Annotated in this window: 11 protein-coding genes; 9 read left to right on the top strand and 2 right to left on the bottom strand. The window is 45.2% G+C overall.

The features are described from left to right. Positions 1-15: 15 nt before the first annotated feature. A complete protein-coding gene (locus tag MCG98_RS14255; protein ID WP_240302586.1) occupies positions 16-408 on the bottom strand; it encodes a pyridoxamine 5'-phosphate oxidase family protein in 393 nt (130 codons plus the stop codon). Between the two features lie 340 nt (positions 409-748). On the opposite strand from MCG98_RS14255, the gene MCG98_RS14250 reads away from it, so the two are divergent. From MCG98_RS14250 to MCG98_RS14225, 6 genes are all read left to right on the top strand, one after another. Beyond that, the gene (locus tag MCG98_RS14250; protein ID WP_240302585.1) at positions 749-1,351 is read left to right on the top strand and encodes a (p)ppGpp synthetase; all 603 of its coding nucleotides are present in this window, start codon (positions 749-751) and stop codon (positions 1,349-1,351) included. A gap of 183 nt (positions 1,352-1,534) precedes the next feature. After that, positions 1,535-1,987, top strand: coding sequence for a hypothetical protein (locus tag MCG98_RS14245; protein ID WP_240302584.1), 453 nt, complete (start codon positions 1,535-1,537; stop codon positions 1,985-1,987). A gap of 270 nt (positions 1,988-2,257) precedes the next feature. After that, positions 2,258-2,926 (top strand): response regulator transcription factor, encoded by a 669-nt coding sequence (locus MCG98_RS14240; RefSeq protein WP_240302583.1) that lies wholly within the window; start codon positions 2,258-2,260, stop codon positions 2,924-2,926. Then, the gene (locus MCG98_RS14235) at positions 2,914-3,837 is read left to right on the top strand and encodes a HAMP domain-containing sensor histidine kinase (RefSeq protein WP_240302582.1); all 924 of its coding nucleotides are present in this window, start codon (positions 2,914-2,916) and stop codon (positions 3,835-3,837) included. Before MCG98_RS14240 ends, MCG98_RS14235 begins: the two co-directional genes overlap by 13 nt. Before the next feature lie 95 nt (positions 3,838-3,932). Further along, entirely contained in the window at positions 3,933-4,625 is a 693-nt protein-coding gene (locus tag MCG98_RS14230) for an ABC transporter ATP-binding protein (protein WP_240302581.1), read from the top strand. After that, complete coding sequence (locus tag MCG98_RS14225; protein ID WP_240302580.1) at positions 4,615-7,101, top strand: ABC transporter permease; 2,487 nt, start codon at positions 4,615-4,617, stop codon at positions 7,099-7,101. The genes MCG98_RS14230 and MCG98_RS14225 overlap by 11 nt, the downstream gene beginning before the upstream one ends. A gap of 67 nt (positions 7,102-7,168) precedes the next feature. Here the strand turns inward: MCG98_RS14225 and MCG98_RS14220 are convergent, their stop codons facing one another. Beyond that, positions 7,169-8,578: a glycoside-pentoside-hexuronide (GPH):cation symporter gene (locus MCG98_RS14220; RefSeq protein ID WP_240286070.1), complete on the bottom strand. Its 1,410-nt coding sequence runs from the start codon at positions 8,576-8,578 to the stop codon at positions 7,169-7,171. Between the two features lie 375 nt (positions 8,579-8,953). On the opposite strand from MCG98_RS14220, the gene MCG98_RS14215 reads away from it, so the two are divergent. The 3 genes from MCG98_RS14215 to MCG98_RS14205 are packed head-to-tail and all read left to right on the top strand — an operon-like array spanning position 8,954 to position 13,415. Continuing rightward, entirely contained in the window at positions 8,954-9,418 is a 465-nt protein-coding gene (locus MCG98_RS14215; RefSeq protein WP_240286068.1) for a MarR family transcriptional regulator, read from the top strand. Next, positions 9,415-11,565, top strand: a complete 2,151-nt coding sequence (locus MCG98_RS14210) for an ABC transporter ATP-binding protein (RefSeq protein WP_240286066.1) — start codon at positions 9,415-9,417, stop codon at positions 11,563-11,565. The genes MCG98_RS14215 and MCG98_RS14210 overlap by 4 nt, the downstream gene beginning before the upstream one ends. Beyond that, positions 11,565-13,415: an ABC transporter ATP-binding protein gene (locus MCG98_RS14205; RefSeq protein ID WP_240286064.1), complete on the top strand. Its 1,851-nt coding sequence runs from the start codon at positions 11,565-11,567 to the stop codon at positions 13,413-13,415. Before MCG98_RS14210 ends, MCG98_RS14205 begins: the two co-directional genes overlap by 1 nt. Positions 13,416-13,550 lie beyond the last annotated feature (135 nt).

Raw genomic sequence — 13,550 nt, 5'->3', positions numbered from 1 at the left:
AATGCACGGTTGCTGTCAGAATGTGATGACTCTTGGTTCTTCAGTAAATGAAGAGAAGGTTGCTGTCACATCTTTCAGATAGAAAACCTGTGTATTGCCGTCACCCGGCTGATACATGTTCTGCAGAGACGGATACGCGTCCAGCATATGTTTCTGTGCTTCCATATTATCATCTTCCACAGCAATGCCGGCAACACGAAGCCATTTGCCATTCAGAAAACCACAGATCTCGACTTTCGGGTTTGATTTCATCTGCTTTGAAACATTTTTTACTTTACCGGTTTGAATATAAAGTTTGCCATCGTAAATGTCGATTGTTCCAAACGGACGTACCCGAGGCTGATCTCCTTCCATGGTTGCCAGATAATAAGTTTCACATGCTTTTAAAAAATCATAAACTTCATTCATTATTAGCTCCTCCTTTGTATTTTGGGCGAACACTCTTTGCTGCCTTTATTATATACCTTTCTCGGAACGGATTCCAACAGTTTCTATCATAAAAAAGATGTTTGATGCCATAAGTATTACCATGTCATTCTTATTAAACAAAGCGGAAAAATTTCAATTAAGAAAAGCGACGGGCATGACGCAGGAGAAACTTGCAGACAGGCTCAATGAATCTTTCCAGGCGTATAGCATAATTTAATATTTTATGAAATGGATTCCAATATTTTCTTTTTCCTACACAAAAAAATCATAATTCTCTGCTATGATTAGATACAACTAAGATCAGGAGGTGAAACATCCTTTGTCAACAAAAACAGCAGGAATAGAAGAATACCAGACCATGATAAAGCCGTATCAGGAAGCCATGTCAAGTCTTCTGGTGCATATTGATGCTTTAAATGAGGAATACCGGATGCGATACAGGGATTATCCGATACACAATATACAGTCACGGATAAAAAATTCAGAGAGTATTCAGGCTAAATTAAAACGGAAAGGGCATCCACCCGCTCTGGAGTCTGCTAAAGATTATCTGACAGATATTGCGGGAATCAGGATCATATGCTATTTCGAACAGGATATCGTCCCCATTGCCGCTCATCTAAAAAAATATTCAGATACGGTGATCGTAAAGGAGTGTGATTATGTGACACAGCCAAAGCCTAACGGGTACCGCAGTTATCATCTGGTACTGGGAACTCCGGTCTATCGCACGGACTGTAAACAGTATTATCCTGTTGAGATCCAGATACGCTCCCTTGCCATGGATTTGTGGGCGAGCATGGAGCACCGCATGCTGTATAAAGCAAAAGAAGCGAATCAGGAGCGCATCAGGGAACGCTTTAAGGGCTTTGCCTCAGAATTAAAAGAAATGGAAAATCAATTATATGAACTGGAATTTTAGATTTTGTTAAGAAAGTAAACACTGTTTCATAAGAAAAAACTCATACATTAAACACTGAATGGTCACATTTTCCAGCTATGATATATTTATTCCTAAGCGAAGGGAGGACGAGTCAAAAATAGTAAACGGAAAAGAATCATTACAACAATACAGGTTATGACTTGAAAGGAGTGTTTAAAAAAAATGAAACGTAAATTTGCTTTAAAACTTTTAGCACTGACATGTGTAGCAGCTCTGTCGATTGGTGTTTTCACAGGCTGCGGATCTGACGATGATAAATCCAGCACTACCAACAGCTCTTCAACAGAGAGTGACAGCCAGGCGGGAAGCAGCTCAAAAGACAGCAGCACTTCCAAAGACAGTGAATCGAAAGACAGCAGCGCAACAGGAAGCGAATCGAAAGACAGCAACAGTACGACGGGAAGTGAGTCAAAAGACAGCAACAGTACGACAGGAAGCGATGCAGCAGACAGTGACAGCCAGGCAGGAAGCGGCGCGGGAGAAAGCAACAGCCAGACAGGAAGCAGTGCAGCAGACAGTGACAGCACTACAGGCGGCAGCTCGACAGACAGTGACAGTGCTGCGGGAAGTTCCTCAGGAAGCGGTACAACAGACAGCGCATCTTCAGAATCATAAAGCAGAAGCTATTATATAGAACATATTACTTTTAACAATCACCTTCTCCATTATTAACAGGCCGGCAGGCTTTTAATAATCGGAAGGTGATTTTTTGCTGCAAAAACGCTCCGCGTGCTCACGCAGCGGCGGAATCTCTCTTACAAAGTCTTTCACATCTGAAGATTCAGGACATTCTGAATTGTGATGGCAACTGACATCCTGTATAATATGACATGAAATATGTTACATACAGTTGCAGGGAACGATATTATAAAATTGAGGTAGAGGATGCAGAAGATATTAGTAGTTGAGGACGACTGGCAATTGAACCAGGGGATTTGTTATGCGCTGCAGAGCGAGGGGTATCGTACAGAGTGTGCACATTCACTTGAGGAGGCGAAAAAGGCCTGTTTAAAAGAAAGTGCAGCACTTATATTGCTGGATGTGAACCTTCCGGATGGAGACGGGTTTTCTTTCTGCAATTGGGTCCGGAGCCGGAAAAGGACTCCGGTACTGTTCCTCACAGCCAGGGATCTCGAGGAGGATGTTCTGAGAGGTTATGAACTGGGAGCGGAGGATTACGTCATAAAACCGTTTTCCATGAAAGTCTTATTAAAAAAAATAAATGTAATTATGAAAAGAGAACCTGTCTTCGGGCAGAATATTTTTGATGACGGTTATTTATACATGAATTTTGAAACGGCAAATGTAACTGTTGACGGAAAAGAATGTACGGTGACACCTACAGAATTCCGCCTGCTCAGATATCTGTCAGGACACAGCGGGCAGCTTCTGACGTATTCGGTATTGTTGGAGCATCTGTGGGACATCGACGGCCGGTTTGTGGATAAGCACGCGCTTGCAGTGAACGTCAACCGTCTGAGGGGCAAGATAGAAGATGGAGAGCACAAATATATATCAAACGTTTACGGGATGGGATATCAATGGCTGGGCTGATTGTGGTTATCATCGGCATGTGCTGTGTGATTGCCTTTATGGGATGGAAGATGCGATGTCTGAAACGGGATATTTATTCGTTTGAGAACCTGTTGGAGAGGCATCTGGATGATATGGCCTCAGGACGAGATCTGCCGGATTCAGATGTGGACAGGGATACACTGTGGAGTAAGGTATATGAGGAACTACAGAGGGTGCAGCATATCTGGAAACAGAAAGACAGGGAAGGGACTGAGGAAAAACGTAAAATTCAGGAATTGATATCCGATATTTCACACCAGACAAAAACGCCCATCGCCAATATGAAAATGTATCTGGAATTGTTTGCCGCGGAACGGAATCTGTTAGAAAAAGAGCGGGAATTTCTTACAAGAATAACAGGGCAGACGGAGAAGCTTGATTTTTTACTGCAGAGCATGGTAAAGATGTCCAGGCTGGAGACGGGCATTATCAAGATCTGTCAGCGCAAAGATTACCTGCTTGAAACATTGGGTGGTGCTGTCGCTGCCGTTGTTCCAAAGGCGGAGAAGAAACAAATTAGAATATATGTATCGTGCGATGAAAGTGTTCAGATCTGCCATGACAGAAAATGGACGGAGGAAGCCATCTTTAATATTCTGGACAATGCCGTTAAGTATACGTATACAGGAGGGTGTATCCGTATATCCGTGGATATTCAGGAAATTTTCACGAAGATCAGTATCAGGGATTCCGGAAAAGGAATTGCACTGGAACGTCAGGCGGAGATATTTACCAGGTTTTATCGCGAACCGGAGGTGCACAGTGAGGAAGGGATAGGTGTCGGACTATATCTGGCAAGAGAAATACTGACGCTGCAAAAAGGATATATTCAGGTATACTCTGAAGCAGGAAAAGGCTCAGATTTTCAAATATATCTTCCGAACGGCTGATGTGTGATTATCACAGTTTTGTGATAATCACGGATTGTGAGCAGTTTGTGATTTTTATGAGATATGCTTGGTCTGTAAAGGAGGGACATAAAAGAATGGAATCATGGATGATAGAAACACGGGCATTGAAAAAATATTACAAGCTGGGTGAAACTGTTGTAAAAGCTCTGGACGGTGTGGATTTTGCTGTGCGGGAGAGAGAATTTGTGGCAATTATCGGGAAGTCGGGAAGTGGAAAGAGCACCCTGCTCCACATGATCGGCGGTCTTGATGTGCCGACGGAAGGTGAGGTATATATTGACCACAGAAAAATTACAAATCTGAATAAAGAACAGCTGGCAATCTTTCGGAGGAGAAAGGTGGGATTTGTTTTCCAGAACTATAATCTGGTGCCTGACTTAAATGTATATGAAAATATAACACTGCCTGTAGAACTGGATGGAAAACAGGCAGACAGTGATTATATCGGGCATATACTCAAGATCCTGAAACTGCAGGATAGAGCAGAGGCATTGCCGGGGACACTGTCAGGCGGACAGCAGCAGCGGGTGGCTATTGCAAGGGCAATCGCTTCCAAGCCATCCATTATACTGGCGGATGAGCCGACAGGAAATCTCGATACGGCTGCCAGTCATGATGTTATGGGACTTCTGAGAATAGCAGCGAAGCAGTTTCAGCAGACCATCGTACTGATTACACATGACCATGACATCGCACAGATGGCGGACCGTATAGTACGCATTGAAGATGGCAGAATTGTGGAAGGAAGTGCTGCAAATGTTAGCTAATAATAACCAGAATATTCTTGTTAAAATGTGCAGGCGCTCGCTCGTCAGGAATAAACAGAGGTTTGGAATCATCACTGCGGCGATCATGTTGTCGGCTTTTATGCTGTTCAGTGTCCTGACTGTGGGAACCACATATTTTAAAATGCAGCATCAGCAGGAGATGCGCCTGCAGGGCGGGGACTATGATGCCCTGCTGGTCAATGGATTTACGGAGGGGCAAAAAGAGATATGCGGGCGGGATGAAAATATACTGTATGCCGGCACGGAAGCCTATGCCGGATATGCGATGGAGACAGATGTGGATGATACCATGTATTCAGGCATGCTGTGGTGTGATGAAGTCCAATGGGAAAATATTCTGGCTCCCGCACGGGAATGGGTGAAAGGGGAGTACCCGGAAAAAGATCATGAACTGATGGCCACCAGGGAAGCACTTCAAAACTGCGGAAAAGGAAATCTCGGTGTTGGGGACCGTTTTATTCTGACTTATTCCGATAAAAAAGGAACACATACCAGGGAGTTTTTGATATCCGGAATATGGGAGGGATATGGTACGAAAGACGCGTTCTATGTATCGGAGTCGTTTTATAAACAGTCCGGGTATCAATTGCGTTATAACGGTGTGCTTAATCTGAAGTTCAGAGGTTCTCTTATACGGCAGAAGACGTTGTCTGATCTGGAGAAGAGTCTTTGTCTGTCAAACCGGCAGTATTTTATGCCCACCGTCACGATGGAGAAAACGGCAGGTGTTCTCGCAGGAATGGCAGGACTGGTCATTATCACATGTATAAGTGCTTATCTGCTCATCTATAATATCCTGTACTTATCGGTATCCGGCAATATCAGGTATTATGGACTCATGCAGACGGTGGGCATGACGGAAAGACAGATATACTGTCTGATACAGAAACAGATGCTCTGCGTCACCATTATCGGAACAGGCGCCGGGCTTCTGGCAGGTTTTGCCGTCTCATACCTGCTGATTCCGGCAGTGGTAAGGGCGCTCGGTATTCATAAACTGGCAGTAGAGATTTCTTTTCATCCTGCGGTTTTTCTCGGAACCATACTGTTCGTGGGAATCACAGTCTTTCTTTGCAGCCGCCGACCTGCGAAAATTGCTGCCTCGGTATCACCGGTAGAAGCCATGAGATATCGCGCGGGTTCGCCGCGCAGACTCTCCCGCAGAACAGGCAGACTGCATGTTTTGTGGAGGATGGCAGGGGAGCAGCTTCAAAAGGACTGGAAAAAGACCGGGATCGTCATGCTTTCGCTGGCGGCAAGCCTGTCTGTGTTTCTGTGCCTGGTCACACTGATTCAAAGCCAGAGTGCCAAAACAGTGATGTCAAATAACATGGATACGGATCTGATACTTCAAAATGATACACTTCAAAAGGAAAATACAGAAGACTGGATTCATATCATGGACGATGCATTTCTTAATGATCTTGAGGGAATTACAGGTATCAGGGAGATACGTCCGCTGTGGAGTGCCAGGATCATCGTGCCGTGGGAACCGGAATTCTCCGATGTCTGGATGAGAGAGTTTTATGAGGTATGGAAGGATTATCCGTATGATACAGATGTTGAAGCGTATAAAAGGAATCCTGAAAAATTTTATTCGTTCTTAAAAGGAATTGATGAGGATGGACTGAAAACTCTGAATGACGAACTGGGAGGCGATGTCGATAAAGAGGCTTTTATGCGCGGAGAAACCTGTATTCTTTACCGGGGCGGACTGTCGCTTGATATGAAACGATTAGAGGGAAAAGGTGTAGTGTATTCACCGGACGGCAGCACAGACACACAGTATCGGCTGAACATAGCGGGGCTGACAGATGACCCGTATTATGGAAGTTCGACAGGGGGTGCCCCGATCGTCATTGTAAGTGATACGTACCTGAAACAATGCGCCCAAAATCCGTACATTGCGAAAATCGATATTCAATATGAGAAAGAGTATGATGAGGATACCGAGAGGAAAGTGAAACGATTAATAGACATCAGTCCTTATGCAAGAGATTTTTCCTGGGAGTCCAGGCTGGAAGATATGAAAGAACTGGAAAGAGCGCAGGGAAATATGATGGAGATCGGCATCGGGATATCTCTGATTCTGGCATGGATTGGGCTTATGAACTATATCAACACTGTGTTGGGCAGCATTCAGAACCGCCGGACTTCGCTGGCTATTATGGAAAGTATCGGAATGACGGATAAACAGATGAGAGGCATGCTGATGCGTGAGGGACTGTTGTATGCATTCGGTTCCGTGCTGCTGACGGCTACCGTCGGACTTGGGATAACATACGGATGCTACCGTGCATTAAATTACACAGAGACCGCATTTAAAATACCTTTGGTACCCGTCATAATTGGGGTGGTCCTGATTGTGCTGGCATGCATGCTGATTCCGACCGCCGCATATCATCGTCTGGCGGGAGGCAATACGATTGCAGAGAGGATCAAAGAATTTGAATAGCATAAAAGGCAGAACATGGGAAAAGCAGTTCTGCCTTTTGGCTGCTGGCCGGCAGTTACATGCCGGTTTATATTTCACCGCGGGATTCCCGCAGTTTTAAATCACTCATGATATCAGGATAACGTTTATCCAGCTGGTACAGGAGCAGTACGATCACTGCAATCACCCAGATCAGAAGTGTTCCGTATTCGTAGATGTTCATAATCATCGTCCTTGCAGATTCCGGCTGAACGGCACCTCCTGTTTCGGAACTGACATATCCGCTTCGCATCAGCAGCGAGCTGATAACGGCGCTGGTTGCACCGACTCCCATTTTAAATCCCAGAGAGCCACCGCCAAATACAAGACTTTCCTGACGGATATGGCTTTTCCACTGGCCGAATTCAATCACATCACCCATCATTCCGAAAATAACAGCTGTGACAGGAGCCTGTCCCAGCGCTCTCAGTATTGAAGTTACAAGAGCCCATTCGTAACTGTGGGGATTCAGCAGAAATGCTGCCTGTGCTGCAACAGCGACAATACAGCCGAGCAGAGACAGGCTCCTCTTTCCAAAGCGTTTCAGCAGCACCGGGCACAGGAGAGCTCCTGCGATCAGCGTTACAGACTCAGCCATATACAGAGTACTGTACATCCAGCTGTCATTTCCGAAGATATATTTGCAGTAATACGGCAGGACAGTTCCGACTAAGGTCTGGTGGATACAGGTGATCATCCAGAGTATCAGAGTTGCCCAGAAATACTGGTTTGTCAGAAGAGCTTTGATATTTTTCCGGAACGATGCTTTTTGATGTTTTTCGGCGGTTTTGATCATAACCTCTTCCTCACAGTATTTAAAACAGATCAAAAGCAGAAAAAATGCGAGAACGCACCACATCATCATTGCTTTCATCCATGCAGACTGAGTATCTCCGAACAGTTTTACGATCGGCATTGTCAGCGTGACCGCGATAAGCCTTCCAAGCGGTGCCATCGTCATACGGATGATAGATAGTAAGTCCCGCTCATGTGACGAACGTGTCATCAAAGCGGACAGTGTGCCGTAGGGGACGTTAATTGCCGTATAGCAAATGGTTGTACAAAGATTATAGGTGATCAGTATATACCAGAATTGCAGCGTTGTGCTCGTCTGTGGTATGATAAACATCGCCACTGCACATATTACGTAGGGGATTGCCATCCACAGAATCCAGGGCCTGGCCTTTCCCCATCTTGATTTTGTTTTGCTGACGATTACACCCATGATCAAATCGGATGTCCCGTCAAAGATACGTGATATCAGCATGACCAGACCTACGGTTGCGATCGGAATACCTGCATAGTCCGTATAAAATAACGTGAGCAGTGCACTTGTCATTCCAAAGACGATGTTGCATGCGGTGTCTCCGCAGCCATAAGCAATACGCTTTTTCCAGGACAGATCCGGTACGCCTGCTTTCTGACAGCTTCCAGCTGTTGTAATTGCTTCATTACTCATAGTTAGTTTTACCTCTCAATACCTCTCAATTGTTGTGAGTTTTGCGCAAAACTCCTATATAAAATTTTTTCATTATACTTGTTATTCGATTTTATCTGTGGCTGTTCATGAACAATGACTGGTATTATATTATCATTTTTATGAAAATCTTGTTATAGCATTCTTGTTGGATTTTTGGCGTTTTTTTTATTTTATTTCATTGCCGGTTATAAAATCTTGCAGTGATCATATGCCTGAAGATGTGTGTCACGGTTTTGTGGCACTAAATAGGGTCTTGACATAATATGGTTGCAGGCATATACTTAGTAATGCTAATTAATAGTAATGTAAAATGTTAGCAATACAAAAACAGAAAGGCAGGGAGAGTATGCTGCGATGAAAAATGATGAGTTGAGGGTGCGGCTGTTTCAGGCTTCTCATGAATTCCGCAGACTTCGCGTACAGAGAATGTTTCCGGATATTTCCAGGCAGGAGTTCATGGCGATGGAAATTATTCAGAGGGAAGAAGACAGAAACAGTGGTGGTGTAACGGTTTCCGGCCTGGCAAAGATCATGAGATTTTCTGCGCCTACGGCTTCCAGGCTGTTACGCTGTGCAGAAGGAAAAGGCCTGATAGCCAGAAGTGAAAAAGATGAGGACCGAAGGAACACTTACGTCTGTCTTACTGAGTATGGCAGAAAAAGACACTGTGAGATTCTGGAACTTCTCAGAGATTTCACAGATACAGTCATAATGAGGCTGGGAGAAGAGCGTATGGAGGCTATTCTTGCATATATTGAAGATCTTACGGATATCATGGAAGATGAGATCAGTAAACGTGAAACAGGAGGAAAAGAATGAAATATATGTTCAAATATCTGGCAGAGCATAAGCGTATGATTCTGTGCATTATTGTTCTGCTTGTCATCCAGGCATATTGTGACCTTTCGCTGCCTGCATATACATCAGATATTGTCGATGTTGGTATCCAGCAAAAAGGTATTGAGGGGGCAGTACCGGATGAGATGCGTCCGGACACACTGGAATCCCTGACGCTTTTTATGACGGATAAGGAAGAACAAGAGGTGCGGAAAGCATATGCATTAAATGCAGATGGAAATATGGAACTGACAAAGGACGGAGAAAAGGAAAGAGAGTCTTTGGACCCGGCCTTCGGAAGAGCCATGCTTATGATGTCAACGATGGAAGAATCCGGAAAGATTGACGCCGCACAACTGGGAGCTCTTGTAGACAGCGGTCAGGTGACCAGAGAGCAGCTTCAGCAGGCTGAGGCGCAGGCGATGGATAAATTCGGTGATTACAGCGAATCCCTGATCGCACAGAAAGCGGTATTGTTTATTCAGAAGGAATACCAGGAGATGGGAATCAATCTGGATGATTATCAGATGAACTATCTTTTAAGAAACGGCGGTATCATGCTTGCGCTAGCAGTACTTGCGATGGCGGCTTCTGTGGCAGCAGCCATGCTTGCATCTTATACGGCGGCAAAGGTGGGCATGACGCTCCGGAACCGGGTATTTAAAAAAGTACTGCACTTTACACATGCTGAGATGGATCAGTTCTCGACAGCATCACTGATTACCAGGAGTACGAATGATATCCAGCAGATTCAGATGGTTTCTGTCATGCTGCTGAGAATGGTCATGTATGCGCCGATCATCGGTATCGGAGGTATCATCAAGGTTGCCAATACCAGGACTGGGCTGGGATGGATCATCGCTGTTGCAGTGGTTGCCATTGTAGTCGTAGTGGGCATTCTGATGTCAGTTACAATGCCCAAATTTAAAATCATGCAGACACTGGTCGACCGTCTGAACCTGGTGTCCAGGGAGATTTTAACAGGACTTCCGGTCATTCGTGCATTCAGCAGAGAGAAATATGAGGAAAAAAGATTTGCTGCAGCAAATCAGGACCTGAAATCAACGCAGCTGTTCACCAATCGTATCATGACATTTATGATGCCTGCAATGATGCTGATTATGAACTGTATTACTGTCCTGATCGTCTGGGTAGGCGGCAAAGGCATTGACCTGGGAAATCTGCAGGTGGGTGATATGATGGCATTCATCACATACACGATGCAGATCGTCATGGCATTCCTGATGCTGACAATGATATCCATTATGCTGCCGCGTGCCGGTGTGGCTGCTGCACGTATCAATGAGGTTTCTGAGACCACGATCAGTATTACGGATAAAGAAAATACGAAGGATGATTCCCGGGAAAACTGGGATGGATGTCTCTCATTTGAGCATGTTTCCTTTAAATATCCGGGAGCTGATGAAAATGCTCTGGAGGATTTGAATTTTACGGCGGAACCGGGAAAGACGACTGCGATCATCGGAAGTACAGGGTGTGGGAAGACAACACTGTTGAATCTGATCCCGCGGTTTTACGATGTAACGGACGGGCGCATAACAATGGACGGTGTGGACATCAGAGACCTGTCCATGCATAAACTGAGGGAGCTTCTCGGCATGGTACCCCAGAAAGGGGTACTGTTTTCAGGAACCATTGAATCCAACATTAAATTTGCGGGTGATATGGTGAGTGATGACCTGATGAAAGAGGCAGCAGAGATTTCTCAGGCGACCGAGTTCATTGATGAAAAGCCGAAAAAGTATCAAAGCAGTATCTCACAGGGCGGAAACAATGTGTCCGGCGGACAGAAACAGAGACTCTCGATCGCCCGGGCAATCGCTAAAAGACCGAAGGTTCTGTTGTTTGATGACAGCTTTTCTGCACTGGATTACAAGACGGATGCGGTACTTAGAAGGACACTGAATGAAAGGGTGAAAGATGCTACGGTTATCATAGTGGCACAGCGCATCAGCACCATCCTTCATGCAGACCAGATTCTTGTGCTGGATGATGGAAAGATCGTCGGAAAGGGCACACATCAGGAACTAATGGAACAGTGTGAATCCTATCAGGAGATTGCAAAATCGCAGCTTTCAGAGGCTGAATTGAAAGGGGGCTGTGCATAATGAGTGAGACACAGGGAAGATCCCAGAGACCGGGGCGCATGCATGGACCGGGAGGAGGAATGGTACCCGGAGAGAAGGCTCAGGACTTTAAGGGAACCATCAGAAAACTGCTGGCATCTATGGGGCGCTATAAATTTGCACTGATTGGTGTGTTCATATTTGCAGTAGGCGGAACAGCTTTTAATATTGTAGGGCCCAAGATCCTTGGAAAGGCGACAACGGAGATCTTTAACGGACTTGTAGGAAAGATTACCGGAAACGGGGGTATCGACTTTGAGAAAATCGGAAGGATACTGCTGATATTGATCGCGCTTTATCTGATCAGTGCGCTGCTTACATTTATCCAGGGATTTATCATGACCGGTATTTCGCAGAAGCTCTGTTACAGGTTCAGAGAAGAGATTTCTCAAAAGATCAACAAAATGCCGATGAAATACTTTGAGTCCAGAACAGTCGGAGAAGTCCTCTCAAGGATTACAAATGACGTTGATACTCTGGGACAGAGCCTGAATCAGAGTGTTACCCAGCTGATTACCTCAGTTACCATGATTATCGGAATTCTGATTATGATGCTTTCCATCAGTCCACTGATGACTGTGATCGCACTTGTGATCCTGCCGGTATCGCTGGGGCTGATTGCGATTGTTGTGAAATTTTCGCAGAAATACTTTGTTGCACAGCAGAAATATCTGGGTAAGATCAACGGGCAGGTGGAGGAAGTCTACAGCGGTCATACGATTGTTCAGGCATTCAATAAAGAGGATGAGATGGAGCAGGAATTTGACGAGACAAATAATGTATTGTTTCAGTCAGCCTGGAAATCGCAGTTCCTGTCCGGTATGATGCAGCCGATCATGAACTTTGTTGGTAACCTCGGATACGTTGCAGTTGCAGTGGTCGGAGCACTTCTCACCGTTAAGAATATGATTGAAGTCGGTGATATCCAGTCTTTCATTCAGTATGTGAGAAGCTTTACACAGCCGATCACACAGGTTGCACAGGTATCCAATATGCTGCAGTCAACGGCTGCTGCAGCGGAACGGGTATTTGAATTCCTGGGTGAGGAGGAAGAAGACCAGACAGTGGAACATCCGGTACACCTCGAACATGTAGAGGGTGAGGTGGATTTCAACCATGTACAGTTTGGTTATCAGCCGGATAAAGTGATCATTCATGATTTCAGCTGTCATGTGGAACCCGGGCAGACTGTGGCAATTGTAGGTCCCACGGGCGCCGGAAAGACAACAATGGTAAAACTGCTGATGCGTTTTTACGATGTCAACAAAGGAGATATCAGGGTAGATGGCCATGATCTGCGCAGCTTTAACCGAAGCGAGCTCAGGGAGAGTTTTGGTATGGTACTGCAGGATACCTGGCTGTTCAAGGGTACAATTATGGAAAATATCCGCTATGGCCGGTTGGATGCTACGGATGATCAAGTCATAGCCGCAGCAAAGGCGGCACATGCTCATCATTTCATTCAGACTTTGCCGGGCGGATACCAGATGGAACTCAATGAAGATGCAAGTAATGTGTCACAGGGACAGAAACAGCTGCTGACGATCGCGCGGGCTATTCTGGCGGATAATCCGGTCATGATACTGGATGAGGCGACCAGCTCTGTTGATACGAGAACAGAAGCCAGAATACAGAAAGCGATGAATAATCTGATGAAAGGCCGTACCAGCTTTGTGATCGCACACCGGCTTTCTACCATTAAAGATGCAGATGTCATTCTGGTAATGAAAGACGGCGACATAATTGAGCAGGGTGATCATGAAAGTCTTTTGGAAAAGAATGGATTCTACGCCCAGCTGTATAACTCTCAGTTTGAGGTTGTAACTGCATAAAATGCAATGTGTATTATTGGGAGCTGCCGGATGGCAGCTTCCTTTTTATGCCGGCTGTTTTCTTTTTATTTGCTTTCTTAACATGGCAGGGCTATAATGGAACGTAGTTAATCCACAGGAGAAACTATTTTCAAG

The organism is Ruminococcus sp. OA3, from assembly GCF_022440845.1.
Classification (GTDB): Bacteria; Bacillota; Clostridia; order Lachnospirales; family Lachnospiraceae; genus Ruminococcus_G.
Note: the sequence above shows the minus strand (reverse complement) of the source record. Positions and strands in the feature narration are given on the sequence as shown.

Coding starts and splice junctions, on each gene's coding strand:
- MCG98_RS14210 (WP_240286066.1), top strand. CDS start 9,415: ATGAAATATATGTTCAAATATCTGGCAGAGCATAAGCGTATGATTCTG.
- MCG98_RS14215 (WP_240286068.1), top strand. CDS start 8,954: ATGAAAAATGATGAGTTGAGGGTGCGGCTGTTTCAGGCTTCTCATGAA.
- MCG98_RS14230 (WP_240302581.1), top strand. CDS start 3,933: ATGGAATCATGGATGATAGAAACACGGGCATTGAAAAAATATTACAAG.
- MCG98_RS14220 (WP_240286070.1), bottom strand. CDS start 8,578: ATGAGTAATGAAGCAATTACAACAGCTGGAAGCTGTCAGAAAGCAGGC.
- MCG98_RS14255 (WP_240302586.1), bottom strand. CDS start 408: ATGAATGAAGTTTATGATTTTTTAAAAGCATGTGAAACTTATTATCTG.
- MCG98_RS14205 (WP_240286064.1), top strand. CDS start 11,565: ATGAGTGAGACACAGGGAAGATCCCAGAGACCGGGGCGCATGCATGGA.
- MCG98_RS14225 (WP_240302580.1), top strand. CDS start 4,615: ATGTTAGCTAATAATAACCAGAATATTCTTGTTAAAATGTGCAGGCGC.
- MCG98_RS14235 (WP_240302582.1), top strand. CDS start 2,914: ATGGCTGGGCTGATTGTGGTTATCATCGGCATGTGCTGTGTGATTGCC.
- MCG98_RS14240 (WP_240302583.1), top strand. CDS start 2,258: ATGCAGAAGATATTAGTAGTTGAGGACGACTGGCAATTGAACCAGGGG.
- MCG98_RS14245 (WP_240302584.1), top strand. CDS start 1,535: ATGAAACGTAAATTTGCTTTAAAACTTTTAGCACTGACATGTGTAGCA.